General features: G+C 62.3%; 21 protein-coding genes. 5 read left to right on the plus strand and 16 right to left on the minus strand.

From position 1 onward, the window contains the following. Positions 1–13: 13 nt before the first annotated feature. From SYNCC9605_RS05120 to SYNCC9605_RS05175, 12 genes are all read right to left on the minus strand, one after another. Positions 14–409, minus strand: coding sequence for a hypothetical protein (locus tag SYNCC9605_RS05120; protein ID WP_041434570.1), 396 nt, complete (start codon positions 407–409; stop codon positions 14–16). Further along, positions 409–681 (minus strand): Nif11-like leader peptide family natural product precursor, encoded by a 273-nt coding sequence (locus SYNCC9605_RS05125; RefSeq protein WP_049749436.1) that lies wholly within the window; start codon positions 679–681, stop codon positions 409–411. Before SYNCC9605_RS05125 ends, SYNCC9605_RS05120 begins: the two co-directional genes overlap by 1 nt. Beyond that, the gene (locus SYNCC9605_RS05130; protein WP_041434571.1) at positions 678–1,055 is read right to left on the minus strand and encodes a c-type cytochrome; all 378 of its coding nucleotides are present in this window, start codon (positions 1,053–1,055) and stop codon (positions 678–680) included. Before SYNCC9605_RS05130 ends, SYNCC9605_RS05125 begins: the two co-directional genes overlap by 4 nt. A gap of 132 nt (positions 1,056–1,187) precedes the next feature. Beyond that, a complete protein-coding gene (gene petE, locus SYNCC9605_RS05135; protein WP_041434573.1) occupies positions 1,188–1,547 on the minus strand; it encodes a plastocyanin in 360 nt (119 codons plus the stop codon). 7 nt (positions 1,548–1,554) lie between these two features. Next, positions 1,555–2,574, minus strand: a complete 1,020-nt coding sequence (locus tag SYNCC9605_RS05140; protein WP_011363998.1) for an NAD-dependent epimerase/dehydratase family protein — start codon at positions 2,572–2,574, stop codon at positions 1,555–1,557. After that, the gene (hemE, locus tag SYNCC9605_RS05145; protein ID WP_011363999.1) at positions 2,571–3,629 is read right to left on the minus strand and encodes a uroporphyrinogen decarboxylase; all 1,059 of its coding nucleotides are present in this window, start codon (positions 3,627–3,629) and stop codon (positions 2,571–2,573) included. The genes SYNCC9605_RS05140 and hemE overlap by 4 nt, the downstream gene beginning before the upstream one ends. 81 nt (positions 3,630–3,710) lie before the next feature. Further along, on the minus strand, positions 3,711–6,008 hold the full coding sequence (gene glgB, locus SYNCC9605_RS05150; RefSeq protein WP_011364000.1) for a 1,4-alpha-glucan branching protein GlgB: 2,298 nt from the start codon (positions 6,006–6,008) through the stop codon (positions 3,711–3,713). Between the two features lie 60 nt (positions 6,009–6,068). Continuing rightward, the gene (locus SYNCC9605_RS05155; protein WP_041434574.1) at positions 6,069–6,779 is read right to left on the minus strand and encodes a DUF3887 domain-containing protein; all 711 of its coding nucleotides are present in this window, start codon (positions 6,777–6,779) and stop codon (positions 6,069–6,071) included. A 10-nt stretch (positions 6,780–6,789) separates the two neighbouring features. Next, the gene (locus SYNCC9605_RS05160) at positions 6,790–8,394 is read right to left on the minus strand and encodes a CocE/NonD family hydrolase (protein ID WP_011364002.1); all 1,605 of its coding nucleotides are present in this window, start codon (positions 8,392–8,394) and stop codon (positions 6,790–6,792) included. After that, positions 8,384–8,695, minus strand: coding sequence for a hypothetical protein (locus tag SYNCC9605_RS15380; protein ID WP_011364003.1), 312 nt, complete (start codon positions 8,693–8,695; stop codon positions 8,384–8,386). Before SYNCC9605_RS15380 ends, SYNCC9605_RS05160 begins: the two co-directional genes overlap by 11 nt. A gap of 16 nt (positions 8,696–8,711) precedes the next feature. Further along, a complete protein-coding gene (locus SYNCC9605_RS05170; protein ID WP_011364004.1) occupies positions 8,712–9,113 on the minus strand; it encodes a DUF4332 domain-containing protein in 402 nt (133 codons plus the stop codon). Continuing rightward, entirely contained in the window at positions 9,113–9,550 is a 438-nt protein-coding gene (locus tag SYNCC9605_RS05175; protein WP_011364005.1) for a Ycf51 family protein, read from the minus strand. The genes SYNCC9605_RS05170 and SYNCC9605_RS05175 overlap by 1 nt, the downstream gene beginning before the upstream one ends. Before the next feature lie 66 nt (positions 9,551–9,616). On the opposite strand from SYNCC9605_RS05175, the gene SYNCC9605_RS05180 reads away from it, so the two are divergent. The 5 genes from SYNCC9605_RS05180 to SYNCC9605_RS05200 are packed head-to-tail and all read left to right on the plus strand — an operon-like array spanning position 9,617 to position 17,248. Continuing rightward, positions 9,617–14,065, plus strand: a complete 4,449-nt coding sequence (locus SYNCC9605_RS05180) for a translocation/assembly module TamB domain-containing protein (RefSeq protein ID WP_041435554.1) — start codon at positions 9,617–9,619, stop codon at positions 14,063–14,065. 3 nt (positions 14,066–14,068) lie between these two features. Continuing rightward, positions 14,069–14,977 (plus strand): ROK family protein, encoded by a 909-nt coding sequence (locus SYNCC9605_RS05185; protein WP_011364007.1) that lies wholly within the window; start codon positions 14,069–14,071, stop codon positions 14,975–14,977. 8 nt (positions 14,978–14,985) lie between these two features. Continuing rightward, positions 14,986–16,293 (plus strand): glutamate-5-semialdehyde dehydrogenase, encoded by a 1,308-nt coding sequence (locus SYNCC9605_RS05190; RefSeq protein WP_011364008.1) that lies wholly within the window; start codon positions 14,986–14,988, stop codon positions 16,291–16,293. Then, positions 16,293–16,664 carry a dihydroneopterin aldolase gene (locus tag SYNCC9605_RS05195; RefSeq protein ID WP_011364009.1) on the plus strand — a complete coding sequence of 124 codons (372 nt, stop codon included), beginning with the start codon at positions 16,293–16,295 and terminating at the stop codon, positions 16,662–16,664. Before SYNCC9605_RS05190 ends, SYNCC9605_RS05195 begins: the two co-directional genes overlap by 1 nt. Continuing rightward, entirely contained in the window at positions 16,661–17,248 is a 588-nt protein-coding gene (locus SYNCC9605_RS05200; protein WP_041434581.1) for an esterase/lipase family protein, read from the plus strand. Before SYNCC9605_RS05195 ends, SYNCC9605_RS05200 begins: the two co-directional genes overlap by 4 nt. A 2-nt stretch (positions 17,249–17,250) precedes the next feature. Here the strand turns inward: SYNCC9605_RS05200 and SYNCC9605_RS05205 are convergent, their stop codons facing one another. From SYNCC9605_RS05205 to SYNCC9605_RS05220, 4 genes are read right to left on the minus strand one after another with little or no spacing between them, the layout of a single operon-like run. Beyond that, entirely contained in the window at positions 17,251–19,353 is a 2,103-nt protein-coding gene (locus SYNCC9605_RS05205; RefSeq protein ID WP_011364011.1) for a M3 family metallopeptidase, read from the minus strand. 1 nt (position 19,354) lies between these two features. After that, entirely contained in the window at positions 19,355–20,890 is a 1,536-nt protein-coding gene (locus tag SYNCC9605_RS05210) for an NAD(P)H-quinone oxidoreductase subunit 4 (RefSeq protein ID WP_011364012.1), read from the minus strand. Positions 20,891–20,947: 57 nt separating this feature from the next. Beyond that, entirely contained in the window at positions 20,948–21,895 is a 948-nt protein-coding gene (gene thrB / locus SYNCC9605_RS05215) for a homoserine kinase (protein ID WP_011364013.1), read from the minus strand. Between the two features lie 14 nt (positions 21,896–21,909). After that, entirely contained in the window at positions 21,910–22,944 is a 1,035-nt protein-coding gene (locus SYNCC9605_RS05220; RefSeq protein ID WP_011364014.1) for a glucokinase, read from the minus strand. Positions 22,945–22,949 lie beyond the last annotated feature (5 nt).

The raw sequence follows: 22,949 nt of genomic DNA on the forward strand, positions 1-22,949 counted from the left end.
ATCGCCCATGGCTTCAACCAAAACCCTCGGCCTTGGCCTGGGCCGTCAGGTCCTTCAACCGGCCGTTGAGCAGAACATCGCGTTCACGGTCTGCCCCCACATGGGGGGCGATCTCCACCCCAGCGCTCCGCATGGCCTGCATCGCTACTGCTTCCTGGGCTGAGCCCGTTTCACTGCCGAGGTACCGCTCCACGGCGGCAGCCCCTGGGGCGTCCGCGGCGAAGTACACCGTTCCAGGGCCTCGCCGCTCGATGGTTTGCTGCCGCTGCCGCCGGCGCTGCTGCACGCTTGCCCAGAGCCGTCCTTGATTGGCGGTCATGAAGGAGTTCAGATCGGCGGCGTCGGTGTCTTCAGCCAGGGCCATGCTGGTGCCGTCGATGAAATCACTGAGCAGGGTGACAACGGCCATCAGGTCTTTGGTGATTGCGGGGGTGTTGATTTGGAAAGTGTTGATTGGGAGGGATTTGATTGAAACGAGCTCTGGATCCGGCTGGTCTCGAACCAGCGGGTGATGGCTGATTCCCGGGCGTCGTCGCACAGATCCTGCTGGATCACCTCGAACCCGTGGCGGCGTGCCAGGGCCAAGAGTTGATCGTCATTACGGCATTGGGCCGCATCACGCCGCAAGCCCTGGTGGTGCTCCACAGCCCGCAGAAAATCCCGAAGAGCTTCACGACTCATCGCCTCGACCAGCCCAATTCGGCCCGTTGTTCAACGTAGGTGGCCACCGCCATGATCTCCTCATCACTCAGTGTGTCGGCATAGCTGGGCATGGCATTCAGCCCATCCTCGATCTCGTGCTCCAAGGCCTCCAGCGGGGAACTGGAATAGGCCTCCACATGGGCGTTCAAGTCGCTGATCTTTAGCGTTCGGTTGGCGCGGATTACATTGCCGCCCCCCATGTGACAGGCCGCACAGTTGCTGTTGAAAATCTGCTCACCTCGCTCCAAGGCGGAGCTTTTGAGAGCGTCAATTGCCATCGCTGGAGCAGACAGCAGACATGTCGCGCCAACGATCAACAGCATTGTCAGCATCAGGCCTGATACGCGTGCCATCGCACCCACTTCAATGCCCCAAGTTATCTATCGTTCACGGCAAAAAAAAGAACCCCGGGCTGTGGTTGATACACAGCCCGGGGTGTTCAGTTCAGTTTGAGAGTCTTGGAGATTTCCTCAGAAATCCAGGAATCACTCAACGATCACTTTGCCGACCATGCCAGCACCGCGGTGGGGCTCGCAGTAGTAGTCGTAGGTGCCAGCGGTGGCGAAGGTTTCCTCCCAGGATTCGCCGGGGTTGAAGGCGAGATCAGAGTGGCTGTACTCGTCGTGGCCTTCGAAAACAGCGTTGTGAGGAGCCAGTTTGTTGTTGACGAACTTGACGGTGTCTCCGGCCTTGATGTTCACGGTGGCGGGCTCGAAAGCCAGCATGCCGCCGTCGGTGCCGAGCTTCACTTCAACAGTGGCGGCTTGAGCGCTGCCGACGTTAAGGCCGATCAGCATCAGGAAGGCGCAGCAGGCGGCTGCAATGGTGCGGATGACGGAGCGCATGAAAGTGCTAGGTCGATGCATTGACCTTACGCGCGGGTCTGGGGGTTCCGCGATTGGGCAGGCCGGAATCGCTAAGAACTGTTGCCAAGTCAGGGGCATGGCTGCTGCCACCGAAACGTTGCGGCTGCGTCACCGGGTCATGGATGAAGTGGCGCTGTCGAATGCTGAATCGGTCCCAGGCGTTCACTTCGATCGGCAGAACGCGGATCAGGGTCTCGATCAGCCATGGCCAGAGCGGAATGCCGGGCGTTCGGGCCACACCACGCCAGCGGCAGAGGGTTTTCACGGTGTCGTTCACCGAGATGGCCGGTTGGCCCATCACCACTCGGCGAAGGGCGCCTTGCCCGGGCTCACGGTTCGGTTCATGGGGGCGTGTGGCCAACAAACCGCAGAGGCGGGCGATGTCTTCCGCATGGATGAAGTGGAAGCTCGCATCCACCCGAAGCCAACGGGCCAGCCAGAGCCATTTGCTGGCTTCAGCCAAACCTTCGGTGAGATAGCTGGTGGGGAAAGGGCTGGTGCCATCGACCCTTCCGCCGAACACCAGGGTTGGAAACACCGCGACGATTTTGCTGGCAAGGGGATGCTGCTCCAGATCCCTGAGGCAGCGAGCCTTGGTTTGGATGTATTCCGTGCCGTAGGCCAGAGCTTCAGGCAAGGGGCGCAGGTGCCGATCGAGCACGCTTGCCGTTGAGAAATAAATGATCTGCTCCAACTTGCTGGGATCCAGAAGCGCCAGCATCCGCTTCACCGCAACCACATTCACCTGTTCGGCCCGCTCGGGATCACCCCAGGCCGTGGCGGTGTGAATCACCCGGTTCACCGAGGCCAGCTCATGGGCAAAACGGTCGGTGTCCCGAAGGTCACCCACCAAAAGACGGATGCGGGGATGGTTTGCTGGAACAGCGGTGAGTTTGGCTTGGTCTCTCAGCCAGAGCAGCAACTCCGCATCGGAGTGGTCCAGCAACCAGCGGGAGATGTACTGACCGACGCATCCGCTTGCGCCGGTCAACAGGATGCGGGTCAAACGACAGCCCCGAGACGGTCCATCACGCTCTTGCCGGCCCGGAAGAAGGCTTCGCCGTTCTCTTCCGGTGTACCCGGCAGGATTCCATGGCCGAGGTTGAGGATGTGCTTCCGGCCGCGGGCCTTGCGCACGCAGTCATCGATGCGGGCCTCAATCGCTTCCGGGGTGCCGAACAGCAGGCCGGGGTCCACATTGCCCTGAACACCAATGTGCTCCGGCAGACGTGCCAGGGCCTCGGCCATGTCCACGGTCCAATCCAGCGAGACGATGTCAACACCGGTGTTGGCCATCCGCTCGATCACGCCGGCGCTGCCGGAGATGTAGAGGATGAAGGGAGTGTCGGGGTGCGTCTTCTTGACCAGATCCACCACCTTCTTCTGATAGGGCGCAGCGAAGGTGTCGTAGTCCGCTGGGCTCAGCTGGCCAGCCCAGGAATCAAACATCTGCACCACCTGGGCACCGGAATCAATCTGATAGCGCAGGTAGTTGGCGATCGACTCGGCGAAGTGGTCGAGCAGCTTGTGCAGGATCTCGGGTTCGCGGAAGACCATGGCCTTGATCACAGCGTAGTTCTTGCTGCTCTTGCCCTCCACCACGTAGGCGGCCAGGGTCCAAGGGGCACCAACGAAGCCGAGAACGGCTGCTTCGTTGCCAACACTCTGGCGGAGACGACCCAGCACTTCACCCACAAAGGGCATCGACTCGGAGGGGTTCAGCGGGCGCAAAGCATCCACCTGGGCCATGCTCCGGATTGGATCGCCGATCTGGGGGCCTTTGCTCTCGATGATGTCGAAATCGATTCCCATCCCCGGCAGGGGCGTGAGGATGTCGGAGAACAGGATCACTCCATCGGGCTTGAAAGCGTGAAACGGCTGCATCGAGATCTCATAGGAGAGATCGGGGTTCTCGGAACGCTCACGGAAGCTCGGGTACTTGTCCCGCAGGTCCCGGTAGATCTTCATATAGCGACCGGCCTGGCGCATCATCCACACCGGAGGACGCTCCACCGATTCACCGCGCGCAGCACGCAGGAGCAGGGGTAAAGAGTCGCTCATCAAGCCCGGTCAGGTCAATCGGAAACTTACCCGAACCCAAGCCTCAGCTAGAGCTTTACCCCCTCTTTGTCATCACGTTCGTCACACGATGTTGTCCGGCTCGCTGCTGTTCAGGCTGCGTTTCGGGTCGTGCTTAAACACCATCAGGCTCAGCGGTGGCAGGCAGAGATCCAGGGAGTTTTCGTAACCGTGGATGCCCCACTCGTCCGTAGGTTTGCCACCCATGTTGCCGAGGTTGCTTCCCCCGTATTTGGCTGCATCGGAGTTGAAGATCTCCTCGTAGAAGCCGGAGAGCGGAACGCCCACGCGGTAGTGGGAGTGACTTTGGGGCGTGAAGTTTGCCACCACTACCAGCCAGGTGCCGCTGGCACTCTCCCGACGCATGAAGCTGATCACGGAGTGGCGGTTGTCGTTGCAATCGATCCACTGGAAGCCGAACTGGTCGAAGTCGTCCCGCCAGAGGGCCGGTTCTGCCTTGTAGAGAACGTTGAGGTCATCCACCAACCGCTGGATGCCCTTGTGGGGCTCGTAGTTGAGCAGATCCCACTGGAGATCGCCCCACACATTCCATTCAGCCCGCTGGCCGAATTCCATCCCCATGAAGATCGTCTTCTTGCCGGGGTGGGTCCACATGTAGGAGAGCAACGCCCGGGTGTTGGCGTACTTCTGCCAATCATCTCCCGGCATCTTGTGCATGAGATGGCTCTTCCCGTGCACCACTTCATCGTGGCTCAGGGCCAGCATGAAGTTCTCGGTGTAGGTGTACCAGATCGAGAAGGTGATGTTGTTCTGGTGGAACTGGCGGAACCACGGGTCAAGCTCGAAGTAATCGAGCATGTCGTGCATCCAACCCATGTTCCATTTGAGGTTGAAACCGAGACCGCCGCTGTCCGTGGGCTGCGTCACCATCGGCCAGGTTGTTGATTCCTCCGCGATGGAGAGGGCGCCCGGGAAGTGCTGGAACAGCACGTGGTTGGCCTGCTGGAGGAAACGCACCGCCTCGGTGTTCTCCCGGCCGCCGCTTTCATTGGGGAGCCATTCCCCATCGGGGCGCAGGTAGTCGCGATAGAGCATCGAGGCCACAGCATCCACGCGAATGCCATCGATGTGGAACTGCTCAAACCAGAAGATGAGGTTGGCAACAAGGAAGTTGCGCACCTCGTTGCGGCTGTAATTAAAGATCAGCGTTCCCCATTCCTTGTGTTCCCCGATCCGGGGATCACTGTGTTCGTAGAGGTGTGCGCCATCAAAGAAAGCCAATCCATGGGCGTCCTTCGGGAAATGACCGGGAACCCAGTCGATGATCACGCCGATGCCTTCAGCATGGCAGCGGTCCACGAACGCTCTGAATTCATCGGGTGTTCCGTAGCGGCTGGTCGGGGCATACCAACCCGTCACCTGATATCCCCAGGAACCATCGAAGGGGTGCTCCGTGATCGGCATCACCTCGATGTGGGTGAATCCCCTGTCCTTCACATAAGGAATCAGTCGATCAGCGAGCTCGGCGTAGGTGAGCAACCGTGCCCCGGGCTTCATGTCCGCCGCAGGGACAGGAGGGCGTGGGGTTCCATCGGGTTGGATCCAGGGCTCGTCCGCTGAGGCGTGAATCCAGCTGCCCAGGTGCATTTCATACACCGAGATGGGCTGATCGAGCGCATTGCTGCTGTCGCGCTTCTGCATCCAGGTCTGATCGGACCATTGGAATCCGTTCAGACGTGCCACGACGGAACTGTTGTCGGGGCGAACCTCGTGCTGGAAGCCGTAAGGATCAGCCTTCTGGTAGCAGTGACCGTCCTGGGTGCGAATTTCGTATTTGTAGAGATGTCCCTCCTCGAGTCCGGGGACAAACAGTTCCCAGATGCCTCCGACACGCTGCTGCATGGGGTGGTGACGGCCATCCCATGAGTTCAGATCACCAATGACCGAGACGGAGAGAGCGTTGGGAGCCCAGAGGCAGAACATCACACCGGTGATCCCGTCACGCTCGGTGAGGTGGGCACCCATCTTTTGCCAGATGTGGTGATGATTGCCTTCGGCGAACAGGTGGCGATCCATTTCGCCCATCCACTCACCACGGAAGGCCCAAGGGTCGTGCTGTTCATGCACGATTCCGCCACGCTCAACCTTGACCCGGTAGTGACACCCGGGGTCTTGACTGACCTGGGCCTCAAACACCCATGGGTGGTTCGGCGTGGTCATGGCGATCTCTTCGCCAGCCTGCAGCAGGGAGACCGATTGAGCTTCCGGCATCCACATCCGCACGGTCCATCCTTGATCCGAGGCTTGAGGACCAAGCACCGCAAACGGGTGGTCATGGCGACAACTCGCCAACCGTTCGCCGTCCTGCACCAACCAGTCGAGGACTGCGGCGACACCCATGGGAGACCTGAGAATTGGGCGAGATGTTAAGCCTGATTTACGAAACAGATCCGCTGTTGCTCAGACGAAGTCTCGGGAAATGTCGACGTTGGTGATCCGACCGCGTTCGTCGAAGATCACGAACAGGTTGGTTGTGGCCTTGCCGAAGCTGACAGCCACCAGCACGAGCTGTTGTTCGCCCCCCTGATGGGCGATCACGGCGTCTTTGACCTTGCGGAAACCCCCCGAGGTCCGGCTGAGCTTGGTCCATTTGCGTTCCAGGTCTCCGGGGGCCAGATCTTCCTGCAATTGCAGAGACATCTTGGATCGAGCTGCAACCCAGCGCCCTGCTGCCAGATCGCGGGCGAATTCGACGGCCGTTGTCTCGATCGGCTTTATCTGGTCAGTCCACTTCCAGGCCAGCAGCTTGCCGTCTTCATCCAGCACCATCAGCATGCCTTCGTCACCGGATGCCGTGGTCACGACAGCATCAATGGTTGTCGTGTTGTATCCAGGAATCACGCTGATAACCCGTGTCGCCTCGATGGCCATGCGTTGGTCCAGGCGTTCCTGGACGGTCTTCACATCAACACTGGCCTGAACCGGGGTGGCAAGAGCGTCATGCATGACGTCTCCCTGGCGGTTTTTGAGGGCGTCCAGAAGCAGTTCAGCCGCCGCTGTCGCTTGGGCCGGGCTGAGTTCAGTTCTGGAGAGGTTCTCTGCTGCTGCGGGATTGACCACCCCCATGGGGGCTGACAGAGCAAGGGCCAGCAGGGCAGCGGAGAGCGTCAAGGCACAACCATCAGTCGAGCAGCAGTCTGCCGGAGTCAAAGGGGTTCAGCTGCAGCTTGGAGTCAGCAAGTTCCAGTGTCAGCGTCACCACACGATGCTCTGGGCTTGGTGCGCCGCAGGGCACGGCTTCGTGGCCAGGGTTGACGGCGATGGCAGGCCAAGCTGCTGCGGCAATCGAGAGCCTCAGCCGATCGCCGGAAGCAAGGGTCGCCTGCAGTGGTTGGAGGGTCACGCTGCGCCTGGCTGGCTGCAAGGCCTCCTCTCCTCGAACGCGCACCACTCCCGTGCTGAGTTGTTCAACGCTGTTGGCGTCTGCAGGCAGGCGGGACAGGCTGATGCAGAGATCAAAGCCGGGTTGGTCCGCTTCGGCGTTCAGCAGGAGTGACGGCTGACCCGACAGCAGAAGCTCCTCAACCAGGGGATCAGAGGTGAATGTCGCGACGTCGCTGCGTTGATCCACCGCCAAGCGATCCGCGGGGCCAGGGGTTGTCCCCAAGTGTCCACCGATGGCAGGGACCGGTCGCCAGGGGTCATGAACGATGACCACGCTGCCTTCCCCTTCCCCATTCGCAACGAGTCCACCGTCGCTTGGATCGATGCAGGCCAGTCCATGGCTGTGCAGTCCCCATGACGCCGGCCCGCTGGTGCCGGGTGCGGGGATTGCCTCCCACTGATGCTGGGTGATGTTCCAGAGCTGGTGACTGGGCTTCGGCTTCTGCGGGGGGCGATCCTGCAGATGCTGTTGGAAGAACTGCAGCATCAGCTGCTGGGTTTCAGGCCACCACTGCAGATGGGAGGCCGGCCCGATGTGCAGGCAAGGCTGCCCCCCGGCGGCCTGGCTGCGATGCCAGAGGTCCAAAAGGCCCACCAGATGCGGATCCCACCATCCACCGATTAACAGCATCGGCCGTTGAAGCCAGCTCGCCGGTGAGCGATGAACCGTCCACTGCTGATCATTGCGGGGGTCGCTTTGCAACCATCTCCAAGCCATGCCATCGGGGTCATGACTCTCCAGCAGGGTTGGTCCGTCCCGCAAATAGTGGTTGTCTTCAAGGCTTCGGCGGATCTCCAGCCAGGCCGCCGCGTCTTCGCGTCGCTGGGCCTGAAGAGCGGCGAGCTGCAGCCCCCATCCCAGCCCCAGATGCCACCAGTGGGCACCGCCTTCACAACTCCAGTGACGGCGTTCGTCCAGGCCGGTCATGGCTGGGGCGGTGCAATCCGGTGGTGGCGCGGATTCCGTTGCCGTGAGCTGGGTTAGCCCCTGATAGGAAAACCCGTAGGCCCCCAGGCGTCCATTGCATTCCGGCAACTGGCGCACCCAGGCGTGGGTGGCGCTGGTGTCGGCTGCTTCCTGACCAAACCCTCCGAAGCTGCCTCCTGACTCCCCCTGGCCTCTCACGTCCTGAATGACCACCAGGAATCCATGGGAAGCCCACCAGCGGGGATGGGCGTAGGTGACGGTTGAGGCGATGCGGTTCCCGTAGGGCTGCCGCATCAGCAGGGCGGGCCAGGGGCCTTCACCACTTGGGTGCCACAGACGTGACCGCAGAACAACTCCATCGGCAAGCGTCAGCTCTGCAGAGCGGCTGGAAACGACGCCTTTCTCAGCGCACATTGGGGCAATGCATCCCCACGACGTAGGTCACAAGGATCTCCGCATCCTGAAAGGTCAGGTTCTGGCTCTCTGCAACCTTGCGTGTCGCTTTTTTGGAGTAAGCGGATTTGCCGTCGGCATTCATCTGCCGGAATGAACGACACATCGCCTTTGCTTTTTCAGGGTTGCGTTTGACGCTGTTGAGCAAGTCCGAATCTGCGGCACCGACGGGTGAAGTTGGTCCAGTGAGGACCAGAGCGACCAGAGCCGTGCGTAGGAGGTTCAAGCCCATAAACCACTCATACGCAGAATTGGACTTCAAGTCAGGGCTGCTGGGGTCAGTTCGACAGTTGCCTCGCCCGTCGGATCCAATCGCCAGCAACCCGTAGATCAACAACGGCAGGCCGTTTGGTTCCAAGGCTGCGTTCCAGCCTCCCGGTCTGGCGCACGAGACGATCGGGGGTGCATGCCGCCAGAGCGGTGGGCGTGGCAATGCCCGCATGCATCAGCAGCGCGGCGTCCTGGGGAGGCAGATTCAAACTGCAAACCAAGTCGGCCAACCCCCTCAGCCGTTTCAGGTTTCGGGCTGAAGCCTGGCCACTGCGAGCAAGCTGGCTCAGCTCCAAATCCGTCAGATCGCGGATGAGGGACCAGCGGTTGATGCCGGCTCGATCAAGCTCCTGTTTTTCTCTGCGGAACGACTGGGGGAGTTCCACAATCGCGTCGTTGAAGCCCGGCATCAACGCAAGTTCTTGCTCACCTCGCCCAGAATGACGGGGCGGCCTAGGCCATCGCCTGCCTTCTGGATTCCGCGCAGCCGCACCAGCACAGTGTTGCTGGAACGACCGGAGCCGCGCAGGTTGCCCTCCAACTGCTCCAGGGTGGCCTGAACGGTGTCTGGAGCCAGATCGGCGGGAACCTGCGCCACCACAAGGTCATTGCCGTTGTCGAATACGATCGGTGCCCGAACAGCACCTTCCACCACCACCGGTGGGGTGTAGCTCACGCCGAATGCCCAGCAGCTCACCGCGAGCAGCAGGGTGAAGCTGCTGACACCAACCAGTCGAAAACGGATCCCCCAATTGGTTAGGAAGGCAATGGCTGTCAGCGCTCCAAGCCCAAGCCCAGACCAACCCAGCCAGGGAGCGGCAGTAAGCAGCAGCTGATCGAAGGCCATGGGGTCTGGTGGACTGAAAACAGTCTCCTTATATTGCGCGAGATTCTGGAGTGGCCGCCGCGTCTGATGGGGAAAACGCGGCGCAGGGTCTGGTTGGTATCAACCGGTTTGGTTCTGATCGGGTCTGGAACAGCGGGCTTCATCGCCCTAGACCGTGCTGCCGAACGCATCCTGAGCCGTGTGCGCCCCGGATTGGAGCGCACGCTTTCAGGCCCTCTGGGCCACGACGTGGACATTGGTCCCTATGAGGGTCTTCGCCCCCTGGGCTTGGGGATTGCCATTGGGCCGACTCGGATCTTGCCGTCGGCGGCGGATCGCTCTGAGCTGAGTCTTGCGGGGCTGGAGGTGAGCCTTGCTCCGCTGGCGAGTCTTCGGCGTCTGCAGCCGGTTCTGCAGATCACGGTGCACAAGCTGCGCGGCCAGTTGCAGGCTAATGAGACTGGTAGCTATTGGACCTTCGGACCACTAAGTGGCGACGGCCCCCTGCCGCGGCTTGGAGTGCAATACCGGTTGGCCGACCCTGCGCTGATTCGTTTCGGCCCTCAGCAGCAGACCCTTGAACTCCGCAGCCGGGGCGCAGTTCGGCTCGGGGAGGCCTTTTTCAGCACCGCATCGGAACTTCGCTGGGTTGAGCGTGAAGGGGCCCTGCGGTTGGACGGTCAAGGGCATTGGGATCGCCGCAGCTTCAGGCTTCGAACGCGGCTGGATCGGCTCAAGCTGAAACCATTGGCGGCCGTCATCGCCCCTGCTCAGGATCTGGACGCCTCAGGGACGTTGGCGGGAGATGTTCAGATCGGCTGGGCCGATGGCGCGTTGAACTGCCGAGGTGGGCTCAGCCTCAAGCGTCTCAAGCTTGCTGCGCTGAACAGCAATCGCCTCAGCTTCGCCTGCAAGGGCGATCAACTGATACTGGAGCCCGCAACACTGGGGTTCGGAGCTTTTAAGGCTCGGGCCTCAGGTTCTGTCGCCCTCAACAAGCGCTTTGATCTCCGTGCTGAGGTGCACAGCTCAGACCTCAGCTCTGCAAGCAAGGATCGGTTGAAGATCAGGATCCAGGGCCCCTGGGCGGAGCCCCGGTGGAGTGTTGATGGTGAGATCAAGTTGCCTGAGGCCATGGGGCTCAACACAGCCCTGACGCTGGAGGGAGCCTGGCGCACCCCCTGGTTGCAAGACCAGCAACCCTCTGTTGCCTTGGACACCCTGCGCCTCAGTGCCCCGGGACTGCGCTTCGGGCTGGCCGGGACGATTGGATCCCAACTGGATCTGCGCAGCACGGAGCTGCAGATCGCCCCCCGCTTCTGGTCTGCGGTTCCGTCTCTGCAGGCCGGACTGGGCCAAACCGCTCCGATCCTTGGAGCCGTCAACGTCACTGGTGCGTTGGCCTCACCTGAGCTGAGCCTGAAGCTTGGCCAGGCAGCCAATCCGCTGCTGGATCAATGGTCGTTTCTGAGCCGATGGTCCACAGAGGATTCCGCGCTGGTGCTGGATCGCTTCACCAGTCCTGTGTTGCGGGCGGAAGCGCGCCTGCCTTTGCAGCTGGCGCAGGGGCGGCTGCAAGTTGGTGAACTTCAGAGCGGCTTTGAACTCAAACCCCTCAACCTGAGCCGTTTCACCCCCTTGATCGGGATGCCGTTGGGGGGGCAAGTCTCGGCGCGGGGGCGCGTGAACGGTCCGCTGTCGGCGCTGCAGCCCGACATCAGCCTGATGCTGGATCAACCCCGCTTCGGAGCGTTGCAGGTTCCCGAGCGCTGGACGGGACGTCTCAACGGTGAACTGGACCGTGGTGCTCGCCTGGCGATGGCGGCCCAGCAGCCCGCCGTGCCCGGCATGCTCGAGGCCGTTCTCAATGCAGATGCCTGGCCCCAGACCGTTCGCTTGGACCGTGGTGAGGGGCAGTTGCGCTTGGACGGACTGGCGCCCGGTGGGGATCAACGTCGCTACCGGTGGCGTGCGGCAGATCTCAACATCGATGGCCTTCGTATGATCACTCAGCCGGCTAACCAGCCCAAAGCGGTGGCGGGCCAGCTGACGGGTGCAGGTCGCCTGGCCATGGGCCCCCTTGCGATCCGTGGGTCTGCCTCCATTGCTGAACCCTCGCTGGCGGGTGTTGCCATGCAGAGCGTTGAATTGGAGGGCGTCCTGACGGATGGACGTTTTCAGGCCGATGCAGTGCTCACTCCTCTGCAGGGCAGCATTCAGCTAAAAGCCCGTGGCGACCTGGGTGGGCGGATGCACAGCGCGATCGAGGCCGAAGGCCTGGACGTGACATGGCTGACACGTCTTGCTCGTCTGCTGAGAGGGAGCGACCCCCGTCCAGGTCTTGCTCCCGGGCGTGCTGAGGATCTCGGAACCCTGTTCATCAATACCTTCGGCGGTTCCCTTGATGGCCAGTTGCGAGCTCTGGCGGAATCGCGCCGGGCTCTCGAGGCCTATACGCTGACCCATCCGTCCAAGGGCCCAGAGCTGGAGCGCCTGGAAGGGCGGGTCAATCTGTCCGGAACGATCAAGGGTCCCGATCCCAAGCGCCTGAAGGCCGAGCTGATCGCCAAGGCACACCTGTGGATTGAGGGGGACGACCAGGCCAAGGCACTCCAGCTTGAACCGGTGGTCGCAACGCTTCGCGGCTCACTGTTCGGTGGATCCGGAGACCTCTCCCTGCTGCAGGTTCCGATCTCCCTTTTGGCGTTGTTGGCCCCTGTGCCGCAGCAGCTTCGCGGCAGCATCGGCATCCGCGGCCGCTACGACCTCAGCGCAGCGGCTCCTCTGCTGGTTTCTGATCTGGTGCTGGATGCCGCCAGCCTGGCGGGACAGCCTCTGACGTTGGAGCAGCGATCAGTCATTGTTGACAGCGAGCTGATCCGTCTGGATCTGGCTCTCAAGGGAGGAGAGAGCAAGGAAGCTGTCACCGTGACCGGGACGGTTCCTTTCGATCCCGATGCCGACCTGAATCTGAGGTTGGAAAGCCATGGGGATGCCCTGGGCGTGTTGATGGTCCTCGCTGGGGAGTCCTTCACCGTCAAGCAGGGGAGCACGGATCTGCGGCTGCTGCTGCGCGGGCCTTTGAACCAACCCCAGGCCAATGGCTTTGTGGTGGTGAGCAATGGAGACCTCAGCATCGGTGAACAGGAACTAAGCCGGATCAACGCTTCGATCCTGTTCGACTTCGATCAGGTCGAGGTGCAACGACTTGAGGCCGAGGTGGGTCGCGGTGGCGTGCTGCGCGGTTCAGGAACCCTGGGGTTGTTCAGTCCCCAAAGCGATGTTTCACCGCTCACAATGCAACTCAGCCAAGGTCAGATTCGTCAGCCGATTGTGCAGTTCCAGGCCGATGGCGAACTGCAGGTCTCCGGCGCCCTGGTGCAGCCGGTGCTCTCGGGAAATCTGGCCCTGTCACGAGGCACGCTGCGGCCGCAGTCAGGATTCTTCGGACGGCTGCGACGGGGTGGACTTCGATCCATGGTTTCCAACGGTGTCGAGGGCCCCTCAGAGGAGGTGCGGCCCGGTGCCGAATCGGTGATGCAAATGCTTGCGGAGCAGTGGGACTTCCAGGAACCTCTGGTCCTGATGGGCCCCAACCGAACCATCCAGGGTCCGGATCAGCTGCAGCGGTTCATGCCGATACTGCCGGCCATCCGCTTTGAGAATCTTCGGCTTGCCCTCGGCCCTGACATCGAGGTGCAGATGCCCCCCTGGATCCGCTTCAAGGGTGAAGGTGCTGTCACCTTGAACGGCCCCTTGGATCCTTCTCTGGAGGCGCGGGGCTTGATCCGACTCAATTCCGGCAGGATCTGGGTCCCCCCCCTTGCGCCGCTGCGTTTGGATCCGCAGGCAGCGAATGCAGCGGTGTTCACACCCTCGCTGGGGCTCGTCCCCTACGTGGATATCGCCATGCAAGCCAAGGTTTCTGACACCATCAGCGCGGGCACCAGCGATCAGATCACCAGCGCCAATCTGTTTGCTTCGAATGGCACGGGCAGCGCGTATGCCGAGGGTGGTCAGCTCCGTCTGGTGAAGGTCATGGTCCAGGCCACAGGGCCGGCTAACCGTCTGGTGAACAGGGAAAACCTTGTTCTCCGCAGCTCCCCACCGATGAGCGAGCAGCAGTTGCTGGGCCTGATCGGTGGAAATTCCCTGGCTTCCCTGGGCGGAACCGGTGGCGCTGCGTTGGCCACGATGCTGAGCCAATCGCTGCTCTCCCCTGTGCTCGGCACGTTGACCGATGCCATGGGGCAGCGGCTCCAGGTGGCGATTTTCCCCACTTACGTCAATCCCGATGTGAAATCGGAGAAGGAGCGTACCTCCGGCCGGGTTTCGCCAACACTCACAGTGGTGACGGAGTTCGGTGTGGCGTTGACCGACAAGTTCGATCTCTCCGTGCTGATGGCACCGAACACAACCGACGTGCCTCCGCAGGCCACCGTTTCCTATCGCTTAACGCCAACGACGTCAGTCTCGGCAGCCATGGATGCCAATGGCACCTGGCAGAGCCAGTTGCAGGTGTTCTTCCGGTTCTGAGGAATGCCTGACGTGCAGGTGATTGGGGTGGATCTCGGGGGAACGGCGATCAAGCTGGCTCGGATTCGTGCTGATGGCACGGTGATGGCCGAGGCTCAGTGCCCCACACCCCAGCCCGCGGTGCCTGGTGCGGTGACGATGGCCCTGTGTGAGGCGATCGAACAGATCGATCCCGGGCATGCTGCTCAGGCGGTCGGTATCGGACTTCCCGGTCCGATGGATGCGTCAGCCAGGGTGGCCCGGGTCTGCATCAACCTGCCCGGATGGGAGGACGTGCCACTGGCGGATTGGCTGGAGTCGAGGATCAATCGCCAGGTCACCCTGGCCAATGACGGCAACTGTGCGGTTGTGGGCGAAGCCTGGCTTGGGGCTGCCCGGGGTGTGGAGGATGTGGTGCTGCTCACCCTCGGCACCGGTGTGGGAGGTGGAGTGATCTTGAGGGGAGAGCTGCTTACCGGCCACAACGGCGCTGCAGCGGAACCAGGGCTGATCGGGGTGCAGCCCGATGGTCCCGCCTGCAACAGCGGCAACCGTGGCTCTCTGGAGCAGTTCGCCAGCATCACGGGCCTGCGGCGGTTGTGTGATCGCGACCCCCGCGAGCTCAGTGCGGAGGCCGATGCCGGTGATCCTGCGGCACTGGAGGTTTGGACTCTTTACGGCGAGCGCCTGGGCTGTGGTGTCGCTTCTTTGGTGTATGTGTTCACGCCGCAGTTGGTGTTGCTGGGTGGTGGCCTGGCTGGTGCCGCCCGCCACTTTCTGCCAGCGGTGCGCCGCGAGGTGGAGTCGCGGGTTCAGGCCGTCTCGCGGGAGGGCTTACGCATCGAAGCCGCCTGCCTGGGCAATGGTGCTGGACGCCTGGGGGCAGCGCGGCTCGCTCTGCAGCGGCTGAACGGGATGATGGCTCCAGATTGATTGCCTTGATGTCCAGCGTTCCAGAGCCTTCCGCCGCGCTGTTGCAGCGTGCCGTGGCTGTCCGCCGTGCTGCTGTTGATCTGGGGCAGACCGATGACGGCCAGCGGGCCCTGGCGCTCCAGGCCATGGCGGATGCGCTGACCGAGCGCGCAGCAACCATCCTCGCGGCCAACCGTGAAGACCTCGAACGCTCTGCTGGCGAGGGGCTGGCACCGGCCCTGATGGCTCGGCTGAAGCTGGACGACACCAAACTGGCTGCGGCCATTGATGGCGTGCGCAAGGTGGCAAGCCTCAGCGATCCGTTGGGTTGCCGTCAGTTGCACCGGGAGCTGGACCAGGGCTTGGTGTTGGAACGGGTTTCCGTGCCGCTCGGGGTGGTGGGTGTGATCTTCGAAGCCAGGCCGGATGCGGTGATGCAGATCGCCTCCCTGGCGATCCGCTCGGGCAACGGCGCTCTGTTGAAAGGGGGTAGTGAGGCCCGCTGCACCAATGAGGCTGTGATGGATGCCCTGCAGGCAGGCCTGGCGGCCAGTCCGGTGTCTGCCGATGCCCTGGCGCTGCTCACCACCCGTCAGGAAAGCCTGGCCCTGTTGCGTCTTGATGGCCTTGTGGATCTGATCATCCCTAGGGGAAGCAACGAGCTGGTGCGCTTCATCCAGGACAACACCCGCATTCCTGTGCTGGGCCATGCCGATGGGGTGTGTCATCTCTATGTGGATGCGGCGGCCGACATCGCGAAAGCCGTTCGCGTGGCGGTGGACAGCAAGAGCCAGTACCCCGCCGCCTGCAACGCCATTGAAACCTTGCTGGTGCACCGCTCCATTGCCCAGCCTTTTCTTGCCGCTGCGCTGCCAGCCTTCGCTGCTGCCGGAGTGAAGCTGCGGGGCGATGCCGAGAGCGTGGCCCTTGGCGTGGCGGAAGCGGCCACGGAGGAGGACTGGAGTACGGAGTATCTGGATCTGATCCTGGCGGTGAAGCTGGTGGATGATCTCGAGGCAGCCACCGATCACATCCGCTCCTACGGGTCCCGTCACACCGAGGTGATCCTGACGGAGGATGCCCAGACGGCGGATCGTTTTCTTGCGGCGGTGGATAGCGCAGGGGTGTATCACAACTGCTCCAGCCGCTTCGCTGATGGGTTCCGTTATGGATTCGGCGCTGAAGTGGGCATCAGCACCCAAACCCTTCCCCCCCGGGGACCTGTTGGCCTGGAAGGGTTGGTGACCTACCGCTATCGGTTGCGCGGCGAGGGCCACATCACTGCCGACTATGCCAACGGCAGCTGCGTCTTCACCCACATCGATCGGCCGCTCTGATGGATTGCATCGGTGTGCGGGAGCTGCGGTTGTGGGCCCACGTTGGGGTGTTGGAACACGAACGCCGGGATGGCCAGTGGTTCAGCCTTGATTTCAGTGTTCAGCTCGATCTGAAGGCTGCTGCCGTGGCCGACGATCTGACCCGGAGCCTGGACTACAGCGTGGCCATTCAGGCCCTGCAGGATCTGTCCCGGCAGATGCGTTGCCTCACGATCGAGCACTTCAGCGAGCAGATGCTGGATCGCTTGGAATCCCTGTATGGGGCCATGCCGATGTGGCTGCGGTTGACCAAATGCGCTGCACCGGTTCCAGGATTTAACGGTCGGGTGTTCGTGGAACGCTCGCGCCATGGCGGCAGATCAGCCCTGTGAGCATCCCGTTGGTGTTGGTGCATGGTCTCTGGGACACGCCCCGCCTGTTTCACCGATTGATTCAGGGGTTGGACCAGCCGGATCGCCCGTTGCTGGCGCCGCATCTGCCCCATGGTTTGGGGTGGGTTCCCCTGCGGGAGTTGGCCTCGCGCCTCGACCTGCACATTCAGCAACGCTTCGGGGCAGACACCAGAGTCGATCTTCTGGGGTTTTCGATGGGGGGCGTGATCGGCAGGATCTGGTTGCAGGAGCTGGGGGGAGCACAGCGCACCCGGCGCTTCTTCAGCGTCGGCAGCCCGCAGCAGGGCACCCTTGCCGCTCAAATGATTCCTCGCCCGCTGCTGGCCGGTGCGGCAGACATGAAAGTGGGCAGTTGCCTGCTGCGGGATCTGAATCGCCAACCCGATGCCCTGGCTGGGATCGAGTGCTCAAGTTTCTTTTGCCGCTGGGATCTGATGGTCTGCCCCGGCTGGAGAGCTGTTCTTCCGCTTGGTCGCTGTGAGGAAATCCCCGTCTTGACCCACCAGCAGTTGATCAGCCACCCCGATGCGATCAGAAGGCTCTGCAGCAGCCTGCGCGCTTGAACTCAGGCCGCGGCCACCAGGCCGGAATGGCGAATCAATGCTTCGGTGCTGGCTGGGCGCCCTCGGAAGGCTTCAAACACTTCTGCTGGGGAGCGGCTGCCCCCGAGGCTGAGCACGGTGTCGCGGAAGCGGGCTCCCGTTTCGCGAATCTGCTCCTCTTGATCCAGACCAATCTCCTCAAAAGCGGAGAAGGCATCGGCACTGAGAACTTCAGCCCATTTGTAGGAGTAGTACCCAGCGGAGTAGCCCCCCGCGAAGATGTGGCCGAAGGCGCAGAGGAACTGATCCTCCGGGATGGGAGCCATCACCGTGGTGGTGGCGGCAATCTCACGGCGCAGTTCGTCTGGGGTGATGCCAAGTTCGGGGGTCCACCGGCTGTGGAGGCGGAGGTCACTCAGGGCGAAGTGAACCTGCCGCAGGGTGGCAAGACCTGCATTGAAGGTGCGGCTGCTGCGCAGCTTGTTGAATTCCGTCTCGGGCAGGGGTTCACCGGTCTGCCAGTGGCACGCCATTCCCATCAACGTGGCGTGATCAAGGCACCAGTTCTCCATGAACTGGCTGGGGAGTTCCACGGCATCCCATTCCACGTTGCTGATGCCGGCTGCTTCCGGTTCCTCAACGGTGGTGAGCATGTGCTGGAGACCATGGCCGAATTCATGGAAGAGGGTCTCCACCTCCTCGAAGCTCATCAGGCTTGGCGTGTCGCCCACAGGTGGGGTCTGGTTGCAGACCAGATAGGCCACAGGCAGCACCACCGATCCATCGGGTTTCTTGCTGAGGCCCAGGCATTCATCCATCCAGGCTCCACCGCGTTTGCTGGCAGGCCGGCTGTAGGGGTCGAGGTAGAAGCCTGCGATCGGTGTGCCATCCGTGCGCTTCACACGGAAGAAGCGCACGTCATCGTTCCAGGTCGGTGCTTCGCCGTCGGCGGCAACGATCTCGACGTCGAATAGACGAGTACAAAGGCTGAACAGGCCTTCGAGCACCTGCGGCAGCGGGAACCAGGGACGCAGCGCTTCCTGGTCCAGATCGAACCGTGATTGGCGCAACTTCTCCGACCAGTAGGCGATGTCCCAGGGAGCCAGCTCGTCGGCTTCGGGGGCCTTGTGCTCTCTGGCGATGGCTTGGAGATCCCGCAGCTCTTGCTCAGCTGCGGGATAGGCCGCAGCGCGAAGTTCTTCCAGCAGTGCTTCAACCGCCGGAACATCGTCGGCCATCTTGGCGCTGAGGCTCAGATCAGCCCAGTGGGCGTAGCCCAGACGGGACGATTGTTCGCGCCTCAGGGTCAGGATCTCCTCGATCAGTGCTCGGTTGTCGTGTTCGCCTTCACTGGCCCGCCCCACATGGGCGCGATAGGCCTTTTCCCGCAGGGATCGGTTGTTGGCGTGGGTGAGGAAGGGCAGATAGCGGGGCATGTCCAGTCCCAGCAGCCACGGGCCGGACTCCGCAGACGCTTCAGCATCCCCCGCTGCGCGCGCTGCTGCGGCCAGCGCCTCCAAGGCCCGTTGCGGCAGGCCTTCCACCTCGTGGGGCTGGCTGAGCTTCAAAGTCCACTGCTGCGTGGCATCGAGCACGTGGTTGCCGAACTGGGTGGAGAGGGCGGCAAGGCGTTCACTGGTGCTGTTGAAGGCTGCCTTCTCATCGCCACTGAGGCCAACACCGCGTTGCTGCATCGAGAGCAGTTCTGATTTCAGGATCCGCTTCTGGGTAAAGTTGAGCGGTTCGGCTGGATCGCTTTGAAGGGCCATCAGGGCCCGATGAAGAATCTGGCTTTGGCCAAGCCGGTTGCTGAGGCGCACAACATCGGGCTGCTGGGCGGCGTGGGCATCGCGCAGCTCAGCGGAATTGCAGACGCCATTGAGGTGCGACACCACACCCCAGCTCCAACGCAGCCGTTCGCCGATGGCCTGCAGCGGTTGCATCACCCGATTCCAGGACAGCTTCGAGGGACCGGCTAGGGCTGAATCAAGAGCCTGCTCTAGGGCAGTGAAGTCCTGATCCAGCTGTGCGAGCAGAACCGGGATGTCTGTGCTGACGAGCTCAGGGGAAATGGCTCGGAACTCGGGAAGCCCTTGGCCGCGCAGGAGGGGGGAAACAGTCGACATTTCAGCTGGCAATGAACTGCAAGGCAAGAGCGTTGGTGGAAGCTTCGTAGAGATCCATGGCAATGCGGGGCCAGATGCCGATCACCAGGGTCGGCACCAGCAGGCTCAGGCCAATCACCAGCTCTCTGGGGCGCATGTCAGCCACGCTGGCAAGGGCGGGAATCCTGGGGCCGAAGAACACCCTGCGGCACATGGAAAGAAGATAGATCGGTGTGAGCACCAGACCGATGGCGGCCAGCAGCACGGTGATCGAGCGGAACACTGAGGTGAAGGCCTCCTGGCTGGTGATGCCGAGGAACACGGTGATTTCACTGATGAAGCCACTCATTCCCGGCAGGGCAAGGGATGCCAGGGAGCTGGCCAGGAAGAAGGCAAACGTGATCGGCAGAGCCTTGGCCAGTCCGCCCATGTTCGGGATCGAGAGGGTCTTGGTTCGCTCGTAGAACACGCCCGTCACGAAGAACATTGCTGCGGCGATCAGGCCATGGCTCACCATCTGAAGCATGGCTCCGCTGATTCCCAACGCGTCAACGGCACCGATCCCCACCAGCACAAAGCCCATGTGGCTCACGGAACTGCAAGCGATCCTGCGTTTGACGTTGTCTTGGGCGAAGGCATTGAGGGCGCCGTAAACGATGTTCACGATTCCAAGAATCACCAAGGCCGGCGCCAGGGTGGCGTGCGCTTCGGGGAGCATCTGCACGTTGAAGCGCAGCAATGCGTAGCCGCCCATCTTCAGGAGCACTCCGGCCAGCAGCATCGACACCGGCGCATTCGCCTCGCCGTGGGCATCAGGCAGCCAGGTGTGGAGCGGGAACATCGGCAGTTTCACGCCGAAGCCGATCAGGAAGCCCACGTAACACAACAGGCCGAAGCTGCCGCCCGGCGAACGAGCCGCCAGTTCCGTGAGGTTGAAGGTGAAGGTGTCTCCGGAGAGAGCCAGCGCCAGGCCACTGATCAGGATCAGTAGAGAGGCCAGAGCTGTGTAAAGGATGAACTTGGTCGCGGCGTACTGGCGGTTTTGTCCTCCCCAGATGGCGATCAGCAAGTAAACGGGAACCAGTTCCAGTTCCCAGGCCAGGAAGAACAGCAGGAAATCCTGCGACAGAAACACCAGGCCCTGGGCCGAGGCCTGCACCAGCATCAGTGCGAAGTAAAGCCTTGATTTGCGCTGAACCGACCAGCTGGCCGCCACAGACAGAAACGTGACCAGGCCGCTGAGCACCACCAGAGGTGCTGAAAGACCATCAACACCGAGGGACCATTCAAGTCCTAGTGCTGGGAGCCAGTTCACCCGCTCCACCAGTTGCAGCCCTTCATTGCTGGGGTCGAAACGGGTGGCAAACACCCCCATCATCAACAGAAGGTCGACCAGCAGGACGACCAGGGTGATGATCTTGGGCGCGGGGGATGGCTTCTCTTCGCTGCTCGGAACCAGTGGCAGCACCAAAGCTGCAGCCGCCGGCAACAGCACAATCAGTGACAACCAAGGAAAGGAACTGCCCGAGACAGCAAGCTCTGCTAACCCAGCATCCATTCCGCGTCCGCAATCTTTAACAAAGCTAACAGGGCTGAACGCCCGGTTTAGGTGGATCTACTCATCCTCGGCCGGTTGCCAGTGGCTGCCTGAGGTCTGCAAATTCAGCACCGGCGCGCGGCTGGCAACCCCTGCCGCTTCCCAGGCTTTGACCATGGCGCGACTCACGGCAGGGCCTTTGTCTTCCTCGCACAGGGCCAGGACGCTTGGTCCGGCTCCGCTGATGGCGCAGCCCCAGGCGCCCGCCTCCATGGCCGCCTGTTTGACCTGGTCACCGCCTTTGATCAGCCGCCAGCGGTAAGGCTCATGCAAACGATCATGCATGCCGTCGGAGATCAGATCACCATTGCCGGTGCGCAGCCCCTGCAGCAGCAGCGTCAGGGCGCCCAGATTGACCACGGCATCGCTAACGGGAATGGCCTTCGGCATGGCCCGGCGGGCTTCGCTGGTGCTCAGGCGAATCGATGGGATCGCCACGACGGCCTTCACGCTCGGCGTCCATTCGCATCGCACCACGCGCCAGCGCTGGGAGGCGGCTTTGGCGGTCATGCAGAGGCCCCCCAGCAGGGAGGGCACAACGTTGTCGGGATGCCCTTCGATGTCGATGGCCAGCTCGAGCAGCTTCTCCTTGGAGAGGGGCTCGCCAACGAGGGCATTGGCTCCCATCAACCCCGCCACGATGGCCGTAGCACTGCTGCCCAGACCTCGTGCCGGCGGCACGGCAAGACGCACCCGTGCCTCAAGGGCGACCGGCTCAAGCCCGGCCGCCTTCCACACCCGTTGGGCTGCTCGGTACACGAGGTTTTCAGGCCCACCCCGGAGGTGACTTCCCTCCGATCCTTCAATAATCAGCTCAAAACGTTCACCACCCCCTTCGATCCGCCGCATCGCGAATCGGTTGTTCAGGTCGAGGGCTGCACCGAGGCAGTCAAATCCGGGGCCGAGATTGGCGGTGGTTGCCGGGACGTCCACGACCACTTTCTGACCGATGCGCGGCTGCGCCATCGCTGATCCTCTGCTCAGGCCAGTGTCCCACCTGACTCCGCCAGCATCCGGGCGCGACAGGCTGCACTGAACAGTCCGGCATCGGGATCGATCACCGCCGTGACCTGCATCCCTTCGATCAGCTCGCGGAAGCGACCCTTATCGCGCATCGCATTGAGAAAGCTGGCGGATTGCAGGCCCTTCAGTTGTTTTGATGCGGTGCCCCCACCAACCCAGAGACCTCCTGTGCAGAGTTCCTGGAGGGCAAGATCGCCTGCCGCTGCCCCATAGGCCTCCAGCCAGAGCTGTAGAGCGCGTTGCATCAAGGGATCACCCCCTTCAGCAGCGACGCTCACCTCAGCGGGAAGATCGTTGGAGCTGTTGCGCCGCCAAGCCTCCGCCACGCTGCGCAGGGGGTGCACGGCGGCGTCGGGTTTCTGAAGCAGCCAGTGGGCCACATGCCCCAGCCCGGTGCCACTAACGATGCGTTCGATCGACAGCCGGCTGATGCCGAGGTCTTGTTTGAGCCAGCAGGCCAGCTCCCATTCCGATTCATTGCGCGGGGCAAATTCGCGGTGCCCTCCTTCGCTCGCCAGGGCCACCAGGCCCCGTTCACTCTGCAGTCCCCGTGCCATGCCGAGACCAGTGCCGGCACCAAGAATTGCCACGGGGCCCTTGTCCTTGTGGCCCTTCTGAAGGATCACCTGCTGATTGCCGTCGAAGTGGGGCAGCCCGTAAATCAGCACGCCGAAATCATTCACCAGTTCGAGCCGTTCCGTGCCCGCAGCCTTCGCCAGGTCGGCCTCCCGCAGTCGCCAGGGAAGGTTGGTGATCCGGGCCTCGCTCTGACGCACCGGACCGGCAACGGCGATGCAGGCTTGCGTTGGGGCGGGGAGATCAGCGGGACGGTTGTTGAGGAAGGCCTCGAGCATCGGCTCAAGGGATGACCATTCCCCTGAGCGGAAGCGTTCTTGATGCAGCAGGCGCAGCTGACCGGCCTCACTCCCGTAGAGAGCGAGCAGAGTCTTGGTGCCTCCCATGTCCCCAGCCAGGAGTGTGGTGGTGGCCATCCAGG

Origin of the sequence: Synechococcus sp. CC9605 (genome assembly GCF_000012625.1) — a bacterium.
Lineage (GTDB): Bacteria > Cyanobacteriota > Cyanobacteriia > PCC-6307 > Cyanobiaceae > Parasynechococcus.